We start from the raw sequence: 19704 nt of genomic DNA, 5'->3' as shown, positions 1-19704 counted from the left end.
CTCGTCACATGGCTGAAGACGTGGCTCCAGTGACGGGGACTGCTCGTCTCCGAGCAAGGGCTTCCCCCAGGGCGAGCACCTCCGAGATCATGACGCATGCTCCCGGATGACTGGCAACTCACCCAAGACATGGACGACTTCCTCGCCCGAGCCGCTGACTTCCTGCGCTCGCGCGCGGCCATGCACAACACAGCGCTCACGGACATCGAGAAGCTGCGAACACGCGGCGGGGACCCGCGCGGTGCCGAGTTCACCCCCGTCTTCGGCCGCCTCATGTCGGCAGGCGAAGTCCGTGCCGTCTTCTACTGCACGCCGCGCGGCCGCCTGGGTCTCACTCCCCTCTCCGCCGAGCAGGCCGAGGGCCTGGCCGCACATCTGGCAGGCCTCGGACACGCCCCCGCCACCGTCATCGCGGACCACGACACCGCCACCGCATTCGCCGAGGCATGGCAACGGCACACCGCCGCCGTGCCGTCGCCCTTCTGGCGGACGCATCTCTACCGTCTCGGCACGCCCACTCCACCGCGACCACGCCCGGAGGGCCGGGGTCGTGTCGCGAGCACGGCGGACCATGAACAAGTCGTGCGCTGGTGCCGGGAGTTCTGTGTCGCCGTCGACGAGCGACCTTCCATCGACGCCATTGACGCCGGCTCCTGGGCCGACACCCGCTTCGCGGACAAGCACTTCACGTTCTGGGAGACCCCGGACGGCGCTCCCGTCTCCTTGGCGGGCTCGACCTCGATGATCGGCGGGATGGTCCGGGTCGACCCCGTCTCCACCCCGGCCCGCTTCCGGGGCCGCGGCTACGCGGGCGCGGTGACGGTCGAGGTGAGCAGCACCGCGCTGGCGGCGGGCGCGACGGACGTCGTCCTGTTCGCGGACCCCGACAACCCGACGAGCAACGCCCTCTACCAGCGCATCGGTTACGTCCATCTCGCCGACTTCACGGGGTACAGGTTTTCCTCCACGGCCGGGCCGGAAGACACCCGACGAGGTACGTGAACTCGGCACGCGGCTCGGCGACAGGGGGCCCTGCGATTGACCGGAAGGTCTCGCGAGGGCCGCAGCGGCCCAGCCGCGCAGGCCGGACAGGCCGGACAGGGACGTGGGCGAAATCCCTTCGCCCGTGCTCGTCCCGTCCGGTACGGTCGCGGGATTGTCTTCGCTGCCGGGAGCCATGCGCATCACTCTGGGGCTTGCCGGCAGCTCCCGGGCTGAGAGTAGGTTTTCGTCAATGGCGTGTCGCATCAGCGAGCTCGTGCTCGGTTGCCGGGACCCCGAGGTACTGGCACGGTTCTGGTGCGAGGTCCTGGACTTCGTCGTCCTCGATCGCGAGGAGGACGGCTCGATGGAGATCGGTCCCCGCGAGGGGTTCGGCGGTGCGCAGCCGACGATCTTCCTCAGTCGCAGGGACGAGCCGGAGAAGGGGAAGTCCCGGCTGCACATCGACGTCAACGCCACCGACCGCGATCAGGACGCCGAACTCGAACGCCTTCTCAAGCTCGGCGCCCGTCCCGCCGACATCGGTCAGACCGGCGACGAGCAGTGGCACGTCCTCGCCGACCCCGAGGGCAACGAGTTCTGCCTGCTCAAGGCCCGCCTCAATCCCCTCTGATCCCCGCCGCACCGTCCCCGGCACCTGCGATCGACGCAAGTGGACCGACCGCAACCACTCTTCCCTGAGCCCGTGTTCACGCGCCGGCTCAACCGTCGGCATACCCGAACGGGTAGCCACGCGTCCACACCCGGCCGACTGGACCCGCACACCCCTCAGAGCGACTCGCCCGGGCTCAGATACCGGTAGCCGTCCGTCTCCTCCGCGAGCCAGCCGTTGACGCTGCTGAGGCCGCGCTCGTTGACCTGGGCGTCGTGGATCGCGAACGATCTCTGCGGATTGATCGCCTTGACGAAGTCGATCACCTCGGCCGTCTTCACCCACGACCCTTGCGCCGGGACGAGGAGCGTCTCGACCGGTCGATCGGGCACGTGCAACGAGTCACCGGGATGGTAGATCCCCTCGTCGAGGATGTAGCCGAGGTTCGCGCAGTCCGGCCGGCCGCCGTAGACGAACGCATGGCGTCCGCCGACCGTCCGTACGCGGAAGTCCGCGACGGTGAGGTCGGCACCTGCGGTCACCCCTACGGTCTCCAGCCCCGCGATGTTCGCGTCAGCAGGGGCGTAGACCGGCACACCCAGACCGGCCAGGCGCAGGACGTCGATGTGATCTGCGTGCTCGTGGGTCACCAGCACGGCGTCCGCACCGGCCAAGGCGGCCGGCTCGCTCCACACACCCGGATCGATGACCACGACCCTGCCCTCGTGCTCCAGCCGTACACAAGCGTGGGTGTACTTCGTGATCCGCATGGCAGCCCAACCTACTGCGGCCGCGCCACACGGCGCCCACCGTTCCCCGACTCGGCGCGCACGCGGTCATCCACCGGCCTGACCCGGCCCTCGATGCGGTGCACGGCACCGCTCCCGGCATCGCACCGCGACCTCCTCGCGGCTTCGACTACCTCGGCAGGGTGAGGATCTCGGCTCCGTCGTCGGTGATGGCGATCGTGTGTTCACTGTGCGCCGTCCGGCAGCCGGTCGCGCTTCGGAGCGTCCACCCGTCGTCGTCGGTGACGAGTTCGGCGGTGTCCGCCATGACCCACGGCTCCAGTGCCAGCAGCAGTCCCGGGCGCAGCTTGTATCCCCGGCCGGGGCGGCCGGTGTTCGCAACATGCGGGTCCTGGTGCATGGTCGACCCGATGCCGTGACCGCCGAACTCGGTGTTGATCGGGTATCCCGCCTCGCTCAGCACCGTGCCGATCGCGTGGGAGAGGTCGCCGATGCGAGCCCCCGGCCCGGCAGCGGCGATCCCTGCGGCCAGCGCGCGTTCGGTGGCACTGATCATCGCGACACTCTCCGGGGGCTTCACATCGCCCACGAGGAAGCTGATGGCAGCGTCCGCGGCGACGCCGCTCTGGGAGACGGCGAGGTCGAGTGTCAGCAGATCACCGTCGGCAAGGGTGTAGTCGTACGGACGACCGTGGAGCACGGCGTCATTGACGGCGGTGCAGATGTAGTGGCCGAACGGACCGCGGCCGAAGGAGGGTTCGTAGTCGACGTAGCAGGACTGCGCCCCGGCGTCGAGGATCATGGCCTTGGCCCACCGGTCGACGTCCAGAAGGTTCGTGCCGATCACGCAACGGCTCTTCAGCGTCTGCAGGATGTCGGCGACCAGGGCACCGGTGACTCTCGCCCGGGTCAGCAGGGTGGGGTTCAGGATCTCGATCATGCGACGCCCTTCTCACGTAACCAATAACAATACCGGTTGAACTATACCGGTACTAGAATCGCCTCATGGTCAGGACGCCGCTCACTCCCGCAGAGGTCGCACGTGGACAGCGCCTCGGCGCTCTCCTGCGCCGGGCCAGGGGAAACCGCTCGATGCTCGCCACCGCACTCGACGCTCGCGTCTCACCGGAGACCCTCCGGAAGATCGAGACGGGCCGCGTGGCGACTCCCGCCTTCTCGACCATCGCGGCGATCGCCGAGGTCCTCGGCCTCTCCCTCGACGCGGTGTGGACCGAGATCAGCGAGCCGGAATGTGGCGTCAGCCCGCACATCGGGCACAGCGCGCGGGAGCAACTGACCTCGTAAGCCCCCACGCTGCGGGCCTCACGCCGACAACGCGGTCGAATGCCTCGGCGAGGTAGGACGTGGGCCCGGCAAGGGCGTACCGACCATGCCGGGCGTCAGCCGTTGGCCGCATGCCGAGCCCCGCCCCCGTCAACGCCCCCACGAAGGCAGCGGGGGGGGAACGTATGAGCCAACAGCTCTACAGAATCAGTGAGTTGCCGTCTCGGCGAAGGTCTCGCGGACGATCCGCACCGCGCGTTCCGTATCGGCGCGGGTCACGTCGAGGTGGAACACGAAGCGCAGCTGTCCCGGGTACCCCGCACACAGCAGGCCACGACGCGCCAGTCGGTCGCTCAGGTCGTCGACGTCGAGGCCGGGAGCGGACGTCGCGAAGACCATGTGGGTGCCGGTGGGCTCCACGATCAGGCCTTCCAGACCCTTCAGGCCCTCGGCGAACAGTGCCGCGTGCGCGTGGTCGTCCGCGAGTCGTGTCACGTGGTGGTCGAGCGCGTGGAGTGCCCCTGCCGCCAGCACGCCGGCCTGCCGCATCGCGCCACCCAGGACCTTGCGCCAGCGCCGTGCCCCGTTCACGAACTCCCGGGACCCCAGGAGCGCCGAGCCGACCGGCGCGCCCAGGCCCTTGCTGAAGCAGACCGAGACACTGTCGAAGTGTCCGGCGATCAGTCGTGCCTGCTCGTACGGGTCGTCCCCGCCGGCCACCGCGGCGTTGAACAGCCGCGCCCCGTCGAGATGCGTGGCGAGTCCGTGATCGCGGGCGAGCCGCGTGGCGGCCTTCAGGTAGTCCGGGGACACCGCCCGGCCGCCGATGGTGTTCTCCAGGCAGAGAAGACGGGTGCGGGCGAAGTGCGGGTCGTCCGGCTTCACGGCGGCCGCGATGTCCTGCGGGTCCAGTGTCCCGTCCGCCCGGTGCGGGAGCGGCTGGGGCTGAATGCCTCCGAGCACCGCGGCGCCACCACCCTCCCACCGGTACAGGTGGGCCATCTGGCCGGCGATGTACTCGTCCCCGCGGCCGCAGTGGGTCAGCAGAGCGCACAGGTTGCTCTGCGTCCCCGAGGAGACGAACAGCGCGGCCTCGAAGCCGAGGAGCCCGGCGATCCGCTCCTGCAGCGCGTTGACAGTGGGATCGTCACCGAAAACGTCGTCTCCCACCTCGGCCTCGGCCATGGCCCGCCGCATCGCCTCGCCGGGCCGGGTGACGGTGTCGCTGCGCAGATCGATGGGGTGACCGGACACGTCGTGGGCCGCGCCCGCCTCGTTCGCGGCGTGGGGGACATCGACGGCGTCGGTCGCGCGGGCGGGATCAGTGGTCGGCACACGCACACTCTGCCACGCCGGGAGGTGCCTCGGCCGTCGGGGTGGCCGACGGTCCGGAGCGCATGGCCCGCTCCGGACTTCGGCCGGAGGATGCCCGTCCCCGCGCTTCCGGGAGGCTCAGGCGGCACGCTCCGCCGACCGAGCCTCTGCCGACTCCGGTACGGGCTGGACCGGCGCCCCCTGTACGAGAGCGCGAGCGGCGGCAAGCTCCTCGCGGGAAGCCAGCTCCGCCGCTTCCAGGTATGCGTAGGCGTCGTCGCCGATCGGGATGCGCAAGGGACTGGGTCCGTCACCGGTGACGATGTCGAGAACGCGGGCGGCGTAGTCCTCCGGGCGTCCGGTGGCGGGATCGTCCGCCATCCCGCGCAGGCCGTCGAGCGTGCCGGAGATCGTGTCCGTGTAGGCGGACAAGCGGCGCTCAGACTCGGACACGGTCGTTCCATAGTGGGTGGCGAAGCAGCCGGGTTCGACGACCGTGATCCGAATGCCGTCGGCGGCCACCTCCGCTGCCAGCGCCTGGCTCATGCCCTCCAAGGCGTACTTTCCCGCCGCGTACGCGCCCAGTCCGGGAAACGCGATCCGGCCGGTCAGGGACGAGACATTGACGATGTGTCCGTGGCCCTGGGCCCGCATGAACGGGAGGACCAGCCGCACGAGACGCCAGGGTGCGACGACCAGCGTCTCCAGTTGGTCGCGCACTTCGGCATCCGAGACTTCCTCGACCGCGCCGAAAAGGCCCGCCCCAGCGTTGTTCACGAGCACATCGATGCCGCCCAGCCGGTCGGCGGCTGTCCGAACCGCCTCCTCGCACTGGCCGGCGTCGCGCAGTTCCAGGGGGATCGGGACGATCTGCCCGGGCCACGCGCTGCGCAGGTCCTCCAGCCTGGTGACACTACGAGCGGTCACCGCCACCATGTCTCCGGCCCGCGCCGCCGCTTCGGCCAACGCCTGCCCCAGTCCCGACGAACACCCCGTCACCAGCCACCGTCGCACCATGGATCCCCCCGTCGCGTTCGTGACGCTCCAGTCCCGCCCCCGGCACCGGGCTCGGCCCGATGCCTCATGATCGGTCACCGACCGGCCATCGGTCATCCCGCGACAAGGGGCGCCATGGGGCACACCCGGCGCGCGTCCAGCTCACGTTTCACCCCCCCCAGCCCCTTTTTGCAGTTCCTTTCCCCAAGCGCCTACAACCCTTGCCGAATTCGCTGTTGAGCAAAAACGGCATCGCCAGTGCGCAACCTTTCCATCGCTTCAGCGCTCTTAGAGGGTGACCAAGCGCCCGCCGGAATGTCGCGGGATTCATCGGGACTGAATTACGGGGAAGGTTTTCATTCAAATGCGCACTCGTGCCCACTCCACACTGTTCGCCGCCGTCGGTATCGCCGCCGCCCTTTCGCTCGGCGCGATCACCCCCGCCCTTGCCGGTACCACTCAGCAGACGGGCACGCAGAGTGCGGCGGCGTCCACGACCACCCAAGGCGACCCTCGCGCGGCCACCACACGTGTCTCCAACTTCTACGGTGCCTACATCGACTCCGTCTGGGACAACGAGGACCCGGCGGCGTCCGCGAACGCCAAGGCGCTGCGGCAGTTCTACCTGAGCGCGGCGGAACAGAAGAAGGTCGCCGCCTTCGAAGCGAAGGAGCACGCCGACGGAATCCTGTTCGCCCAGAACGTGCCGGTGAAGTGGAGCGTCGCCTACACCGGTTCCGGCGCCGGACACGCCACGTCGTTGGTCACATTGACCTGGAGCGACGGCCAGAACCCGGAAGTCACCAAGATCAAGGTGCAGACGGACCTCCAGACGCGCAAGATCACCGACCTTCAGCCGGCTGGCTGACGGGGTCGCACGCACGGGCCGCGCGCCCGGAGGGCCGGGAATCAACGGCGCTCCGGGCGCTCGCCCTGCACCGTGTCTCTTTGTCTCGCTTTCGCATTCGGCACCGCGCTCGTCCGGCCTGGATTTCCGGGACGAAGCTGCATTTCGGGCGTTGCCGGCGGTGGCCCGATGTTTCCTTCACCGTTCACGTTCGGTCGCATTCCCTCGCGACTCCGCCGCGCGACCGGGCCCGCCAAGAGATCCCGCGGACTATCCGACCGGGGGCTTGTGCCGCTGGTAGTAGCGAGCCACGCGGGCGCGGTTGCCGCAGCGGGTCGGGGAGCACCAGCGGCGCCGCGGGTGGGCCGGCCGGAAGAGCATGACGCAGTCCGCGGCCTCGCACTCTCGGACCTTCTCCAGGCCGGAGCCGGTGAGGAGATCTGTCACAGCCTCGGCGAAGACCGCCGCGAGGATCGCCTCGGGTGGACCCGCGCGGCACGGCTCGGCCGTCACCGCGCTTCCGTCCCAGGCGAGTTCACGGACGGACGGCGCCGCGCGCTGGGCAGCGGTCAGCTCACGCAAGGCCGACCGTGGGGGTTCGTCGTCGTCCAGGAGCGCCCGCACCACCGCTTCGGCGGCGGCGCGCACCGCGTGGAGCGCGGCGAGGTCGGCCGGCCCCGGCGTGAGGCCGCGGGCCGCGGTCGGCATCCGGTCATCCTGCAGCGCCAGCCACGCGGCCAGTCGTCGAGGGGTGGCGATCAGGTCGGCCCGCCCGCTCGGATCGATCGGACGCGTGTTGATCAGGTCGAGAGCGAGCGGTTCGCCGATCAGGGCTCCGCGATCATCCATGAGGCTAATGCTACATGAGGTCATTGACGCATTAGAGCTCTACGACTAGAACTAATGCATCATCCCGCCAAGGAGGCATGTGACGTGACATCCCGAAGCTCGCTCCCGCCGGCCCTCCCTGCCCCGACCGCCCACCGCCGCGTCACTGTCGGAGACGTGGACGTCTTCTACCGGGAGTCACTCCCCCGGAGCGCCGACGCGCCCGTACTGCTGCTCCTGCACGGCTTCCCGTCCGGCTCGCACCAGTTCCGTCGCCTCATGGACACCTTGGGGCGGCACTACCGGCTCATCGCCCCCGACCACCCCGGTTTCGGTCACACCGAAGCCCCCGCGGACTTCGTCTACACGTTCGACCGCCTTGCCGATGTTCTCGACGGTTTCACCGACGTCCTCGGCCTGAGCCGGTACGCGCTCTACGTGTTCGACTTCGGCGCACCCGTCGGGCTTCGCCACGCGCTGCGCCATCCGGAACGGATCACCGGACTGATCGTCCAGAACGGAAACGCCTACGAGGAGGGCCTGTCGGACATGGCCCGCGCCTTCACCGCGCTCACCCCGGACACCCCCGACGCCGAACAGACGATCCTCGATCTGTTCACCCTGGGAGCCACCCGGGCGCAGTACGAGACCGGAACCGCGCGCCCCGAGCTGATCGCGCCCGACGGCTGGCTGCTGGACCAGCACTTCCTCGATCAGCCGGGCCGCAAGCGAGCCCAACTCGCCCTGGCCTACGACTACAAGAGCAACGTCGCCGCCTACCCGGCGTGGCAGGCATGGCTGCGCGAACAGCAGCCCCCCATGCTGGTCGCGTGGGGCACGGGCGACCAGTTCTTCGTCGAGGCCGGTGCCCGCGCCTACATGCGGGACGTACCTGGCGCCGAGGTGCACCTGTTCCCCACCGGGCACTTCGCTCTGGAGGACCACCTGCCCGAGATCGCCCCGCTGATCGCCGACTTCCTCGACAAGCTCCCTGCATGAGTCGCTGTTCCCGGCCGGGCTACCCACCCGTCCGGTCAGCGGGCCGGGCGCCACATGGTGGTGACCACATGCCCCGTGACGACGGTGAACGTGTCGCGGGGGCTGAAGCCCACGCCCTCATAGCGGGCGATGTTCACGGGGTTGGACGACTCCAGATAGGCCGGAGCGCCGAGCGTGTCGATGCGGTCGAGGCTGTGGGCCAGCAGGCCCATGCCCAGGCCCTTTCCGCGGTGATCGTCGTGGACACCGAGCAGCGTGAGGTAGAAGCACGGCTCGCTGGGACGAGCGGCCTCGAACTGGTCGTAGATCGCCAGGATCGCCTTGGCGTCGTCAGGGCCGGCGGCCTGCGTCAGCAGCTCCTCCAGTCCCTCCTCTTCCGGGGCGGTGAGTTCGACGCCGCCCGGCGGGATCCACACGGCCGTGGCCTCCACGCCCGGTGTCACGAGCGTCCAGCGGTAGCGCAAGGCGGAGGTGACGTGGAGGCGCCACATGGCAGCCGCCTGCGCGGCGCGCTGTGACGCGTCGGGGAAGGCCGGGCCCCACAGCGGGTCGTCGAAGAAGGCGGTCGTCAGTGTGGCGACCATGGCGTCGATGTCCGCGGGAGTGGCCGCCCGCGCGGGTACGGGACTGTGCTCGCTGGTCATCGCCGTACCGTAACCGCGCTCGGCCGCCGGGCGCTCGACGGATTTCGTCGTGCGGGGGCTACTTCAACTTGAGTTCGATCTCGACGAAGGCCAGGGCCGAGCTGCCGGCGTTGACGACCTCGTGTTCCCCGCCCGCCTGGCGCGCGTAGGACACTCCCGCCCGCAGCTCCGAGGCGGTGGTGGTGCCGTCGGGGGTGATGACGTCGGTCCGGCCGTCGGTGACGGGGACGACGACGTAGTCGTACGCGTGGACGTGGCGGCCCGTACTCTCCCCGGGCTCGAAGTCCCAGCGGGTGACGCGTACCCGCTCGTCCTCGTGCTGCACGCTCGCGCGGGCGGTGGTCGTCATCGGACATCTCCTCGTCATCGGCTGCCGCACCCGGTGTGCGGCAGGCGGGCACGACATCCCGGGTGGCAGGCTAGCTGCCGCCCTTCCGAACGCTACGACCCGGGGAGATCCCGACACCGGCCGTGCGGCTCCGGCACGGTCGAGACCGGATACCACTGGAACGGCACGAACGCGGGCTCCCGTGTCTGCGTCACCCACCTGTACACCAACGAGAAGGGCTGCTCGAAGGGAATCTGGTGACCCAGGCACGGCGCGGGTGGCGGGGCCGACCCGAAGAGGCCGTGCCCGTCCTCGACGCGTGAGCGATGAGTTCGGCCCGTGGATCCGGTCTGCACTGGTATGACGCGCATCATTGCTGATATCTCGGTCTCTCTCGACGGCTTCGTCACCGGACCCGACCCCGGCGCGGACAACGGCCTCGGCACCGGCGGCGAGGCACTCCACACCTGGGTGTTCTCCGAGGACCCCGACGACCGCCAGGTCCTGCGCGAGACGACCGCCCGCTCGGGTGCCGTCGTCCTCGGCCGCGCCCTCTTCGACATCGTCGACGGACCGAACGGCTGGGACGACGCCACCGGCTACGGCGCCCGCGAGGTGGGCAAGCCCGCGTTCGTCGTCGTGACCGGCTCGCCGCCGGAATCGGTGAGGCTCACCGGCCTCGACTGGACGTTCGTCACGACAGGTCTCTCGGACGCCGTCAGCACCGCACGCGCCCGTGCCGAGGCGGCGTCGAAGGAACGCGGCCGGGACCTGGACGTCGTCCTCATGGGAGGTGGCGCCACGATCGGCTCGGCACTCGACGCGGGTCTGATCGACGAGCTGACGCTCCACCTCTCGCCGGTCGTACTCGGTGCCGGGACGCCCCTGTTCACGGGCGGAGCACCGCTGACCCTGACACAGCGAAGCGTGATCGTGACGTCGACCGCCACGCACCTGACGTACGACATCAGCTGACGCTGCCGCCGCACAGGTGACACGGCGCAGCCGGGCAGCACGCGTGCGACGGTCAGATCAGCGCGATCGCCGGTGCTCCTGGCAGCACTCCTGTCATCGCCCCGACCGGGGACGGAGCGCAGAAGGCACTCGCCGGCCGCTGAGTGGCCCTTCCTTGACGGGGTGGCCTCACTGCGCGCCCCGCCCACCACCCGCCGTCACGTCTGCCGGGCCAATTCATACACTTCCGCGGCGAGTCCGAACGTCCAGGCCACGCCCTCTCGAGCCGTGCGGGTCGAGGGTGGGACGCGGAGCCAGTAGGTGCGACTCGTGCCGTCCGGTTCGGGGGTGGAGTTGACGACCTCCACCATCACCACGTCCTCGTCGCCGAGCAGTTCGACGCGCCACAGTACGCCGGTTTCGTCGCGGTGCACCGGGACGGCGCCCGACTCATCGAGGTAGCGGTCGTAGCCGTAGTGCTCCAGCATCACGCGACGGAGTTCGGCGTTCTCCTCGCCGCGGATCCGTTCAGGTGTCAGCGCGGTGAGTTCGTCGAGGAAGGTGGCGGGGACGGGCATTCCACGCCACGCGTACAGCGCGAAGCCGTCGCCGTAGCGCAGTGCCGGGCCGTCTCCTCTGTCCAGGCGGCCGGCCTCGTCGCGGTGCAGGCTCAGCGGTCGTTCGCTGATGACGGCCACCTTCTCGTACGGCCACCACCAGCCCGCATTGCGGGCCACCGCCGCGATTCCGGCAAGGGGGTCGGTGTCGTCGGAATCGAAGGCGCTGAGCCAAGGCGCGTCGTGCTGGCCCAGGGTCGCGTCCAGGAGCAGCAGCCGGATCCGGCTCTCCTCGCGCCGGTCGGTCGCGAGGTCCTCGACGATCCCCGACCGTACGCGCTCGGTCAGGGTGCGGGTCGACTCCCACAGAGCGGCTCCGGTGGCTCGCCAGTGACCGCTCCATCCTTCGGGGCCGAGTTGTCGGTGGGCACGATCGCGTGCCGCGGCCCAGGGCCGGCCGACGACCGTCTCACGCATGCTGGGGCCGGTGTCACCCAGGCCCGCACCCTCGGCGGGCGCGGCCCCCATGAGGATGCGTACGGCCTCATGGGGCGAGCGCACCCAGACGATACGCGCGGGCGCGTCCAGCCCGGCCTGCCGGTAGGCGAGCCGGACGCCTTCCTCGGCAGCGGTCCGGTCCCCCGCTCCCGTTCGGGTTGCCGCGCTCCGCCAACTTGCTTGCTCCATCACGCCGTTCCTCTCCGAGGTGTCTCCGTGCCCGCCCTGCACGCGGAGCTGATGGGTTCCGCCACCGAGGGGATGTCCACGCGCTCCTGCGAGCCCATCCGCGTCGGCCGCACACACCGCCCCCGAGGTGTCAGTCGGCGACGATCCGTACCGAGCCCGGCACGTACTCCCGCTGACGGATCACCCGGTACCAGCCCTTGTGCAGCGAGATCGGCCCGTGTTCCTCATGGACGACCCGTGCGCCGTCGGGAACGTGCAGCAGCATCGGGCCGAACACTCCGGCTTCCCGGATCAGCCGCCCCGGTCCGACCACGGCGTGGGCGTGGCCGGTGACTTCACCGAGTGCCAGGACGAGCCGCCCTCGGCCGTCCCGTGGTTCGGACGGCGCCGCGAGGGCGTGTTCCGGCACCGCTTCCTCGTCCAACGGCACGATCAGCACGTCTCCTTGGCGGAACATGGGTCTCCCTCCCGACGCGGCACGGGATGTGCCGTGGAGAAAACGGTAGGGGTGACCACTGACAATCGGCCTCCGGCGTGTGCACAGCTCACCGTCGAGCGGGCATCAATACGGTCCTGGTACGCCTTCGAACCGCCGCCCACCGCTTTCGTCGCCCTTCCGCCCCCGAGTGGCGACCCCTGTTGGCCGCGATGTCAGTGGGACTTGGTAGAACTCCTCTACCTGGGTGCGGTCCGCGGAGCGGGACTCACCACGATCGTCGATCCACCGGAAGCAGTACGAAGGAGCGGGTCCGCATGACCATCGGTAGCCACCTCAAGGAGTTCCACGGCCTGCCGGCCTTCACCTTCCCCGACGCCGACGACTCGTCATCGGCGTCGCTTCCCGCTCCCGATTCCGTCGCCTGGCGCATCGGCGTGGACTCCTACGACAGTCAGGAGGAGTGGCAGGACGCCTTCGCCCGCTTCCTGGCGACCGTGGACACACGGCAGGTGCGGGCGCTGATCGTCGGCGCGTGGAGCGAGGTGTACGACACGGCTCCGGACGCGGTGATCGGGGCCCTGGTGGCAGCGCGGGACCAACTGCCCGCGCTGCGCGGTCTGTTCCTCGGCGACATCGTCATGGAGGAGTGTGAGATCTCCTGGATCGTCCAAGGGGACGTCTCTCCCCTCCTCCAGGCCTTCCCCGCCCTGGAGCAGTTCGGCGTCCGGGGTGGCAATCAGCTGATCTTCCCGGCCGTCCGGCACGAGCGGCTGCGCAGTCTGGTCGTCGAGACGGGCGGTATGCCCGTCGAGGTGGTGCGCGGTATCGCCGGCAGCGACCTGCCGGCCCTCGTGGCACTCGACCTGTGGCTGGGCACCTCGGAGTACGGAGGCGATGCCGACGTCTCCGACCTGGAGCCGTTCTTCGCGGGTGACCGGCTGCCCGGTCTGATCCGCCTGGGCCTGCGCAACAGCGAGATCCAGGACGACGTGTGCCGGGCACTGGCCTCGGCCCCCGTCGTGGCGCGCCTGGAGGATCTCGACGTCTCCATGGGCGTGCTCACCGACGACGGCGCGACAGCGCTGCTGTCGGGCCAGCCGCTGACGCACCTCAAGACGCTCGATCTCCACCACAACTACCTCAGTTCGGCGCTTCGTACCCGCCTCCTTGAGACGCTGGAGCCCGCCGGCGTGCAGGTCGACGCGGGTCAGGGTGACGCGGAGTCCGACGAGGAGGAGGACGGGACCGTCTGGCGTTTCGTCGCGGTGGGTGAGTGACACCGACCGCCGCGACGCGCGACGAGGTAGAACGATGGGCGAGAAGCCGGGAGCGCCGGTGAAGTGGGCGGTCGTCGCGAACGGGGAGAACCGACGGGTGGACCTGTTCACGGCAGCGGTCGAGAAGGCGGGCTGCGGTACGCCCCGCGTCGTCGAATGGCTCGACGTCCTGCGGGACGGTGGGCACGACTTCGCCGATGACGAGATGGTCCGGCTCGACTCCCCCGGCGAGAACGCGGAGGTGGACCGCCTGCTGCGCGGCACCGACGAGCCGACCCGGGTCGAGGGTTCCGCCCGCTGGTACGCGGGCTTCCTGAACGGCGTGCGGTCGCTGCGCGGCGGCCGGCGCCTCGACGACCCCGCGGATCTGGCCGTGCTCTTCGACAAGCGGCTGTGCCACGCCCGTCTCGACGCGGCGGGCGTGCCGGTGCCGCAGTCGCCCACCTCCGGTGTCCAGCGGCCCGTCGAGAGCTGGAGCGACGTGCGGGTCCGCATGGAGGAGGCCGGCCTGCGGCGGGCGTTCGTCAAACTCGCTCACGGTTCGTCCGCTTCGGGGGTGCTGGCCGTCGAGACGAGCGCCACCGGCCGGGTCCGGGCGACCACCTCGGTGGAGCGCACGGCGGACGGTGGTCTCCACAACTCCCTGCGGATCCGTCGCTACACGGACGAGGCGGAGGTCGCGGCGATCGTGGACACGCTCGCGCCGGACGGGCTGCACATCGAGCGCTGGCTGCCGAAGGCCTCGCTCGGAGACCGGTCCGCCGATCTGCGGGTCGTGGTCGTGGCGGGGCGCGCCACCCACGCCGTGGTCAGGACGAGTCGCTCTCCCCTCACCAATCTGCATCTGGGCGGGGCGCGCGGTGATCTCGCGGCCGTACGCGCTCTGGCGGGCGACCGGTGGGCGTGGGCGCTCGACATCAGCGAGCGCGCCGCCGCCTGCTTCCCCGGGACCCTGTGTGTGGGCGTCGATCTGCTTCCCGCGATCGGCTGGCGCCGTTTCACCGTCGGTGAGGTCAACGCCTTCGGTGACCTGCTCCCCCGCCTGACCGGACTGCCCGGCAGTGGCGCTGAGGGCCTGGACACGTATGCGGCCCAGGTCGCGGCGGTCCAGTCCGTCTCACCCGACCGCTTCCCCGCACGCCCCGCTCGCCCGCTCGACGCACCACCGAGGACAGCACATGATCCCGACTGACTCCGACCGGGCCACCGCGCACGAGACGCCCTCCACCCCCGGTGCGGCCGACACGCCGGACATGAACGAGGTGGTGGGCCGCGACGACCTGCTCCTGCTCACGCTCGACACCCTGCGCCACGACGTGGCCGTCGAACTCGCCGCCGCCGGCCGCCTTCCGAACCTCGCGGCCCATCTGCCCGGGGGCACCTGGGAGCGACGGCACGCGCCGGGCAACTTCACCTACGCCTCCCACCAGGCGATGTTCGCTGGATTCCTCCCCACGCCTGCCTCCCCGGGACAGCATCCGCGGTTGTTCGCGGCACGGTTCGCGGGCAGCGAGACAACAGCGGGCCGCACGTTCGTCTTCGACACCCCGGACCTGGTGTCCGGCCTCGCCGCCCGGGGCTACCGCACGGTGTGCGTCGGCGGTGTCGGCTTCTTCAACAAGCAGGGCGCGCTCGGGAACGTACTGCCCGGCCTCTTCCAGGAGAGCCACTGGGAGCCGGAGTTCTCGGTGGCCTCTCCGACCTCGTTCGAGGCCCAGGTCGCGCAGGCCGAGAAGACGGTCGCCGAACTTCCGCCCCAGCAGCGGCTGTTCCTGTTCCTGAACGTGTCGGCACTGCACCAGCCGAACTGGTTCCACCAGCCCGGCGCGACCCGTGAGACCGGCGACAACCGGGCCACCCACGCGGCAGCCCTGGAGTACGTCGACCGGCACGTCGGCCGACTGTTCGCCGCCATGAGCTCCCGGCGCCGTTGCTTCGCCATCGTCTGCTCCGACCACGGCACCGCCTACGGAGACGACGGCTACACGGGCCACCGCCTCGGCCACGACTGCGTGTGGACCGTGCCCTACAGCCACTTCTTCCTGGAGCCGACCGTATGACCCTCATTCCCGTGGCCGCCACGACCGAGACACCGCGCCCCTACCAGAGCTACACCTATGCCTACCCCCACAAGACCGCCTACCGTCCCCTGACCCCGCGCCCCGCGCTGAAGGACCTGTGGGCGGGCGAGTCCCGGAGTTCCCTCTCGCTGTACGTGCACATACCGTTCTGCGAGGTCCGCTGCGGGTTCTGCAACCTGTTCACCCGGATCGGGGCGCCCGACGATCTGACCGGACGCTACCTGGACGCGGTGCGACGCCAGGCCGTGGCGGTACGCGAGGCACTCGGCGACGACGAGGCTCCGCGCTTCGCCAACGCCGCGTTCGGTGGTGGAACACCCACCTTCCTCGACGCCGGCGAACTGGAGCGGCTGTGCGACATCGCCGAGCAGGAGATGGGAGCCGACCTCCGCTCGATCCCCCTGTCCGTCGAGGCCTCTCCCTCCACCGCCACCGCCGACCGGCTGGCCGTGCTGGTCGCGCGTGGCACCACGCGTCTCAGCCTGGGAGTGCAGAGCTTCATCGAGGAGGAGTCCCGCGCGGCGGCACGGCCGCAGCGCCGCTCCGAGGTGGAAGCGGCACTCGCGCGGATCCGCGAGGCAGCGGTACCGGTCCTCAACATCGACCTGATCTACGGCATCGACGGCCAGACGGCGGCCAGTTGGCGTCACTCCCTGGACGCCGCCCTGGCCTGGCAGCCGGAAGAGATCTACCTCTACCCGCTCTACATCCGCCCTCTCACCGGCCTCGGCCGGCACACCGGCCCGCACAGCGCCGACCGGGAGTGGGACGAACAGCGGCTGCGCCGGTACCGGGAAGGGCGCGAACACCTGCTGGCACACGGCTACGAACAGGTGTCGATGCGCATGTTCCGCCGCGCGGACGCACCACCCCAGGGACCGGACGACTACGCCTGCCAGACCGACGGCATGATCGGCCTGGGCTGCGGCGCCCGGTCGTACACCTCGACGCTGCACTACTCCTTCGACTACGCCGTGTCGATGCGGGAGATCCGCGGCATCATCGACGACTACACCGCCACCGAGGACTTCTCCCGTGTCCTGCACGGCCGCCGCGTCGACGAGGACGAGGCCCGGCGCAGACACCTGCTTCAGTCCCTGCTCCAGGCCGAGGGACTGTCCGTGGCGGACTATCGTCGCCGCTTCGGCTCCGATCCCTCGGACCACTTCCGTTCCGAACTGGACACCCTCGCCGCACGGGGATGGCTCACGCCTCCCGGCGACGGTCGGCTGCGCCTGTCACCCGCAGGGCTCGCCCATTCGGACGCGATCGGCCCCGAGTTCTTCTCCCCGGCCGTGCGGGACGCCATGACCGCCTACGAACTGAAGTGAGACCGCCGTGGACCTGACGATTCTGTACCGCGGCCCGCTGGCCTCCTGCGACTACGACTGCCCGTACTGCCCGTTCGCCAAGCGCCGGGACACAACAGCCCAACTACGCGCCGACCGCGCGGCGTTGCAGCGGTTCACCACGTGGGCGGGCGAGCAGCGGGGGGACCGGCTGTCGGTGCTCCTCACCCCGTGGGGCGAGGGCCTGGTCCGGTCCTGGTACCGCCGTGCTCTCGTGGAGCTGTCCCACCGACCCCACATCCAGCGTGTCGCGATCCAGACGAACCTGAGCTGCCGGACCGACTGGCTCGAGGAAGCGGACCGGGACACGGTGGCGCTGTGGTGCACGTACCACCCAGGGCAGACGCCACACGAACGCTTCCTCGCCAAGACACGCCAACTCGCCTCCCTGGGCGTGCGTTTCAGTGTCGGCATCGTCGGCCTGCCCGAGCATCTGGAACCGGCACGACGGTTGCGCGAGCAGCTCCCGGAGCAGGTGTACCTGTGGGTGAACGCCGCGGAAGGGCACACCTACTCGGACGAGCGGGCCGCCGAGTGGACCGCGCTCGACCCGCTCTTCTCCTTCAGCCGTCACCCGCACCGCTCGGCCGGCCTGCCCTGTCGCACCGGAGAGTCCGTCATCTCGGTGGACGGCGACGGAGTCGTCCGCCGCTGCCACTTCGTGCGCAGCGAACTGGGCAACCTGTACGACGGTTCCTACCGGACCGCGCTCGCGCCACGCCCCTGTCCGCTGACCGAGTGCGACTGCCACATCGGCTATGTGCATCTGGAGACGCTGCCGCTGTACGACGTCTTCGCGGGCGGTGTACTGGAACGCGTGCCCCGAATGCTGTCGGACCGGGACCTTCTGCCGGTGATCTCGGCACGCCGGTCGGTCTGAACCGAGCACCACCGCGCCCCGTCTTCAGGCAACTTCTGGATCACGCGGTTCAGACCTTGACGAGCGGGGCGTCCCGGGAGAGTTCCCAGAACCCGACGCTGTGGAACAGACCGCGTGCCCTCGGATGCCCCGGCGCGCCGAGGCAGGGGACCGTCGCGTGCACGGCCCCCGCCGTGCGCGCGAGCAGCATGCCGTGGAGAATCATCACCGTGCCCAGTCCCAGACGTCGGTGGTCCGGATGGGTCCCGACCGGCTCGAACTCGGCGGTGCTGTTCACCTCGTCCAGCCACATGATGGTCGAGGCCTCCATCGTTCCGTCCGGCGCCTGCACCAGGACGTGCAGGTCGCCGCGGTACCCCACGGTCTGCCGAACGCCTTCGTGGGCCTCTGCCGTGTACGTCGACGGGGCCCAGGCGTCCAAGCGGGATCCCGTCGGAGAACCACAGCCGACGCGGCCAGGTCGCACCCGCCCCGGCGTACCCCTTGCCCCAGTTCCAGGCCAACTCACCATAGGTGGCTTCGGCGTTCACCAGGTCCGGACGAGTCGCCGTGACACGTTGCGCCAGCCCCTGCATGAGTTGCACGTCCTCGGCGGTCACCAGCTCGAAGTTCGCCATACCGCGTCACTGTGTCAGGGCCCCGCAGGACCGTCGAGCTGATTCAGGGGCCGCACAGTGCGTGGTCCACGAGGCCACTGGCTGCCCGCTCCTGTTCCAGGATGTGCTCCAGGCTGTCGCCGCGCGCCTCGGACATGGAGACCACGACACTTCGCCTTCCGCCCGCCGTGACGCCGTTGAGCGTGATGTAGCCGCCGTCGCCGCCCTCATGGCTCCAGTAGGTCCCTCCGCAGCTCAGGGGGCGTTCGACCAGCCCGAGCCCGTATCGGCCGCCGGGCCAGAGTTGTTGGACCTCCGCGTTCACGGCGACGGTCCGCCTCATCTCGGCCAGTTGCCGGCGCGGCAGGAGGCGGCCTCCCAGCAGCGCGCGGAGGAAGCGGTTCTCGTCCCGTGTGGTCGTGACGAACGAGAGGTTCTCGTGGTCCACGGGGACCTGGTCCGTGACGTCCACCCGTGATCGGGGGCCGAACAGCTGGTAGGCCTCGGCGTGCGGTCGGGGAAGGGATGACGCGGTGCCGCCCCACCGGGTCCGGGCAAGACCGAGCGGGCGCAGGACGCGGTGTTCGATCTCCCGGTGGGCGGGGTGGCCAGTGGCCTGGCGGATGATCGTGCCGAGCAGGATGTAACCCGTGTTGGAGTACTGCCAGCCCTCACCCGGAGGGAAGTCCGGCGCGTGCTCCATGGCGCGGGCGACCAACTGCCGTGAGCTGTAGACGTAGTGGCGCTGCTCGTAGTACTCCTGCGGCGTGCTGTAGCCGGGCAGGTCGTCGTGAAGGCCGCTGGTGTGCTGGAGGAGCTGCCGGATGGTGATCCGGCTGCCATAGTTGCCGTTGCCGTGCACCACTCCCGGCAGCCAGTGATCGACGGTGTCGTCCAGGGACAGCCGCCTCTCGGCCTCCAGTTGGAGGATGACAGTGGCGACCAGCGTCTTGGAGGTGCTGGCCATGCGGAAGTACCCGTCGGCGGGGACCGGGTGACCTGTGTTCAGGTCGGCGGTTCCGCTGATCGCGACGGTCTGCCGGCCGTCGGGTTCGATCATGCGGGCCTGGACACCGCTGACGCCGAGGGTGTGGATCGCCTGGGTGTCCTGGCGTAACTGCCGTGCGGAGGAGGAACTCTGGGGCTGGGCGGCGGCGGTGCCCACCTCGGCGGCGAGCAGCGCGGCGATGCCTAGCGCCAGGGCGAGGTGCTTGCGCGGAGTCGAGGTCATGGCCGAACGCTAGGTTCACCCGACGGAGAGGGGCATCCGGCGCACCCCCGGAGCCGCGTGGGGATAGCCC

The 19704-nt window shown here is 70.1% G+C and carries 22 protein-coding genes; 11 read left to right on the top strand and 11 right to left on the bottom strand.

What is annotated here, in order from left to right; genetic code table 11:
• Positions 1-96 precede the first annotated feature (96 nt).
• Both ACIRQH_RS12195 and ACIRQH_RS12190 read left to right on the top strand, forming a co-directional pair.
• Entirely contained in the window at positions 97-1002 is a 906-nt protein-coding gene (locus ACIRQH_RS12195) for a GNAT family N-acetyltransferase (protein WP_388932705.1), read from the top strand.
• Between the two features lie 232 nt (positions 1003-1234).
• On the top strand, positions 1235-1615 hold the full coding sequence (locus ACIRQH_RS12190; RefSeq protein ID WP_388878273.1) for a VOC family protein: 381 nt from the start codon (positions 1235-1237) through the stop codon (positions 1613-1615).
• Between the two features lie 155 nt (positions 1616-1770).
• Here the strand turns inward: ACIRQH_RS12190 and ACIRQH_RS12185 are convergent, their stop codons facing one another.
• Both ACIRQH_RS12185 and map read right to left on the bottom strand, forming a co-directional pair.
• Positions 1771-2364 (bottom strand): MBL fold metallo-hydrolase, encoded by a 594-nt coding sequence (locus ACIRQH_RS12185; protein WP_404225523.1) that lies wholly within the window; start codon positions 2362-2364, stop codon positions 1771-1773.
• Positions 2365-2512: 148 nt separating this feature from the next.
• Positions 2513-3283, bottom strand: coding sequence for a type I methionyl aminopeptidase (gene map, locus ACIRQH_RS12180; protein WP_358818553.1), 771 nt, complete (start codon positions 3281-3283; stop codon positions 2513-2515).
• 65 nt (positions 3284-3348) lie between these two features.
• On the opposite strand from map, the gene ACIRQH_RS12175 reads away from it, so the two are divergent.
• Entirely contained in the window at positions 3349-3648 is a 300-nt protein-coding gene (locus ACIRQH_RS12175; RefSeq protein WP_388878265.1) for a helix-turn-helix domain-containing protein, read from the top strand.
• Between the two features lie 186 nt (positions 3649-3834).
• Here ACIRQH_RS12175 and ltaE read toward each other — a convergent pair whose 3' ends face one another.
• Together ltaE and ACIRQH_RS12165 are read right to left on the bottom strand one after the other, a co-directional pair.
• Positions 3835-4962: a low-specificity L-threonine aldolase gene (gene ltaE / locus ACIRQH_RS12170; protein WP_404225521.1), complete on the bottom strand. Its 1128-nt coding sequence runs from the start codon at positions 4960-4962 to the stop codon at positions 3835-3837.
• Between the two features lie 117 nt (positions 4963-5079).
• Entirely contained in the window at positions 5080-5958 is an 879-nt protein-coding gene (locus tag ACIRQH_RS12165) for an SDR family oxidoreductase (RefSeq protein WP_404225519.1), read from the bottom strand.
• Between the two features lie 343 nt (positions 5959-6301).
• Between ACIRQH_RS12165 and ACIRQH_RS12160 the strand changes: the two genes are divergently transcribed.
• Complete coding sequence (locus ACIRQH_RS12160) at positions 6302-6805, top strand: hypothetical protein (protein WP_388878256.1); 504 nt, start codon at positions 6302-6304, stop codon at positions 6803-6805.
• A 249-nt stretch (positions 6806-7054) separates the two neighbouring features.
• Here ACIRQH_RS12160 and ACIRQH_RS12155 read toward each other — a convergent pair whose 3' ends face one another.
• The gene (locus tag ACIRQH_RS12155) at positions 7055-7633 is read right to left on the bottom strand and encodes a CGNR zinc finger domain-containing protein (protein WP_388878253.1); all 579 of its coding nucleotides are present in this window, start codon (positions 7631-7633) and stop codon (positions 7055-7057) included.
• An 84-nt stretch (positions 7634-7717) separates the two neighbouring features.
• On the opposite strand from ACIRQH_RS12155, the gene ACIRQH_RS12150 reads away from it, so the two are divergent.
• Complete coding sequence (locus ACIRQH_RS12150; protein ID WP_404225517.1) at positions 7718-8611, top strand: alpha/beta fold hydrolase; 894 nt, start codon at positions 7718-7720, stop codon at positions 8609-8611.
• Between the two features lie 35 nt (positions 8612-8646).
• Here ACIRQH_RS12150 and ACIRQH_RS12145 read toward each other — a convergent pair whose 3' ends face one another.
• Both ACIRQH_RS12145 and ACIRQH_RS12140 read right to left on the bottom strand, forming a co-directional pair.
• Entirely contained in the window at positions 8647-9255 is a 609-nt protein-coding gene (locus ACIRQH_RS12145) for a GNAT family N-acetyltransferase (RefSeq protein ID WP_404225515.1), read from the bottom strand.
• A 58-nt stretch (positions 9256-9313) separates the two neighbouring features.
• Positions 9314-9604 carry a cupin domain-containing protein gene (locus ACIRQH_RS12140; RefSeq protein WP_404225513.1) on the bottom strand — a complete coding sequence of 97 codons (291 nt, stop codon included), beginning with the start codon at positions 9602-9604 and terminating at the stop codon, positions 9314-9316.
• A 339-nt stretch (positions 9605-9943) separates the two neighbouring features.
• On the opposite strand from ACIRQH_RS12140, the gene ACIRQH_RS12135 reads away from it, so the two are divergent.
• The gene (locus ACIRQH_RS12135; protein WP_404225511.1) at positions 9944-10558 is read left to right on the top strand and encodes a dihydrofolate reductase family protein; all 615 of its coding nucleotides are present in this window, start codon (positions 9944-9946) and stop codon (positions 10556-10558) included.
• A gap of 197 nt (positions 10559-10755) precedes the next feature.
• Here the strand turns inward: ACIRQH_RS12135 and ACIRQH_RS12130 are convergent, their stop codons facing one another.
• Together ACIRQH_RS12130 and ACIRQH_RS12125 are read right to left on the bottom strand one after the other, a co-directional pair.
• Positions 10756-11784 (bottom strand): DUF6745 domain-containing protein, encoded by a 1029-nt coding sequence (locus ACIRQH_RS12130; protein WP_404225509.1) that lies wholly within the window; start codon positions 11782-11784, stop codon positions 10756-10758.
• 127 nt (positions 11785-11911) lie between these two features.
• Positions 11912-12238 (bottom strand): hypothetical protein, encoded by a 327-nt coding sequence (locus ACIRQH_RS12125; protein WP_358818565.1) that lies wholly within the window; start codon positions 12236-12238, stop codon positions 11912-11914.
• A gap of 296 nt (positions 12239-12534) precedes the next feature.
• Between ACIRQH_RS12125 and ACIRQH_RS12120 the strand changes: the two genes are divergently transcribed.
• The 5 genes from ACIRQH_RS12120 (at position 12535) to ACIRQH_RS12100 (ending at position 17807) form a co-directional block, all read left to right on the top strand.
• Complete coding sequence (locus ACIRQH_RS12120; protein ID WP_388878231.1) at positions 12535-13497, top strand: STM4015 family protein; 963 nt, start codon at positions 12535-12537, stop codon at positions 13495-13497.
• Positions 13498-13531: 34 nt separating this feature from the next.
• Positions 13532-14689 (top strand): STM4014 family protein, encoded by a 1158-nt coding sequence (locus ACIRQH_RS12115; RefSeq protein WP_404225728.1) that lies wholly within the window; start codon positions 13532-13534, stop codon positions 14687-14689.
• A 61-nt stretch (positions 14690-14750) separates the two neighbouring features.
• Entirely contained in the window at positions 14751-15557 is an 807-nt protein-coding gene (locus ACIRQH_RS12110) for an STM4013/SEN3800 family hydrolase (protein ID WP_388878382.1), read from the top strand.
• Positions 15554-16909, top strand: a complete 1356-nt coding sequence (locus tag ACIRQH_RS12105) for an STM4012 family radical SAM protein (protein ID WP_404225505.1) — start codon at positions 15554-15556, stop codon at positions 16907-16909. The genes ACIRQH_RS12110 and ACIRQH_RS12105 overlap by 4 nt, the downstream gene beginning before the upstream one ends.
• Before the next feature lie 7 nt (positions 16910-16916).
• Positions 16917-17807 carry an STM4011 family radical SAM protein gene (locus ACIRQH_RS12100; RefSeq protein ID WP_404225503.1) on the top strand — a complete coding sequence of 297 codons (891 nt, stop codon included), beginning with the start codon at positions 16917-16919 and terminating at the stop codon, positions 17805-17807.
• A gap of 49 nt (positions 17808-17856) precedes the next feature.
• Here ACIRQH_RS12100 and ACIRQH_RS12095 read toward each other — a convergent pair whose 3' ends face one another.
• On the bottom strand, positions 17857-18228 hold the full coding sequence (locus ACIRQH_RS12095; protein ID WP_404225501.1) for a GNAT family N-acetyltransferase: 372 nt from the start codon (positions 18226-18228) through the stop codon (positions 17857-17859).
• Positions 18229-18467: 239 nt separating this feature from the next.
• On the bottom strand, positions 18468-19634 hold the full coding sequence (locus tag ACIRQH_RS12090) for a serine hydrolase domain-containing protein (RefSeq protein ID WP_388878215.1): 1167 nt from the start codon (positions 19632-19634) through the stop codon (positions 18468-18470).
• Positions 19635-19704 lie beyond the last annotated feature (70 nt).

This window comes from Streptomyces sp. NPDC102279 (assembly GCF_044766365.1).
GTDB lineage: Bacteria > Actinomycetota > Actinomycetes > Streptomycetales > Streptomycetaceae > Streptomyces.
This window is presented reverse-complemented; position numbering and strand designations above follow the sequence as displayed.

Bases quoted from the DNA above. Each gene is read 5' to 3' on its own strand.
- map (WP_358818553.1), bottom strand. From the start codon at position 3,283: ATGATCGAGATCCTGAACCCCACCCTGCTGACCCGGGCGAGAGTCACC.
- ACIRQH_RS12185 (WP_404225523.1), bottom strand. From the start codon at position 2,364: ATGCGGATCACGAAGTACACCCACGCTTGTGTACGGCTGGAGCACGAG.
- ACIRQH_RS12110 (WP_388878382.1), top strand. From the start codon at position 14,751: ATGAACGAGGTGGTGGGCCGCGACGACCTGCTCCTGCTCACGCTCGAC.
- ACIRQH_RS12155 (WP_388878253.1), bottom strand. From the start codon at position 7,633: ATGGATGATCGCGGAGCCCTGATCGGCGAACCGCTCGCTCTCGACCTG.
- ACIRQH_RS12145 (WP_404225515.1), bottom strand. From the start codon at position 9,255: ATGACCAGCGAGCACAGTCCCGTACCCGCGCGGGCGGCCACTCCCGCG.
- ACIRQH_RS12195 (WP_388932705.1), top strand. From the start codon at position 97: ATGCTCCCGGATGACTGGCAACTCACCCAAGACATGGACGACTTCCTC.
- ACIRQH_RS12115 (WP_404225728.1), top strand. From the start codon at position 13,532: ATGGGCGAGAAGCCGGGAGCGCCGGTGAAGTGGGCGGTCGTCGCGAAC.
- ACIRQH_RS12175 (WP_388878265.1), top strand. From the start codon at position 3,349: ATGGTCAGGACGCCGCTCACTCCCGCAGAGGTCGCACGTGGACAGCGC.
- ACIRQH_RS12190 (WP_388878273.1), top strand. From the start codon at position 1,235: ATGGCGTGTCGCATCAGCGAGCTCGTGCTCGGTTGCCGGGACCCCGAG.
- ACIRQH_RS12125 (WP_358818565.1), bottom strand. From the start codon at position 12,238: ATGTTCCGCCAAGGAGACGTGCTGATCGTGCCGTTGGACGAGGAAGCG.
- ACIRQH_RS12140 (WP_404225513.1), bottom strand. From the start codon at position 9,604: ATGACGACCACCGCCCGCGCGAGCGTGCAGCACGAGGACGAGCGGGTA.
- ACIRQH_RS12165 (WP_404225519.1), bottom strand. From the start codon at position 5,958: ATGGTGCGACGGTGGCTGGTGACGGGGTGTTCGTCGGGACTGGGGCAG.
- ACIRQH_RS12105 (WP_404225505.1), top strand. From the start codon at position 15,554: ATGACCCTCATTCCCGTGGCCGCCACGACCGAGACACCGCGCCCCTAC.
- ACIRQH_RS12160 (WP_388878256.1), top strand. From the start codon at position 6,302: ATGCGCACTCGTGCCCACTCCACACTGTTCGCCGCCGTCGGTATCGCC.
- ACIRQH_RS12135 (WP_404225511.1), top strand. From the start codon at position 9,944: ATGACGCGCATCATTGCTGATATCTCGGTCTCTCTCGACGGCTTCGTC.
- ACIRQH_RS12090 (WP_388878215.1), bottom strand. From the start codon at position 19,634: ATGACCTCGACTCCGCGCAAGCACCTCGCCCTGGCGCTAGGCATCGCC.
- ACIRQH_RS12120 (WP_388878231.1), top strand. From the start codon at position 12,535: ATGACCATCGGTAGCCACCTCAAGGAGTTCCACGGCCTGCCGGCCTTC.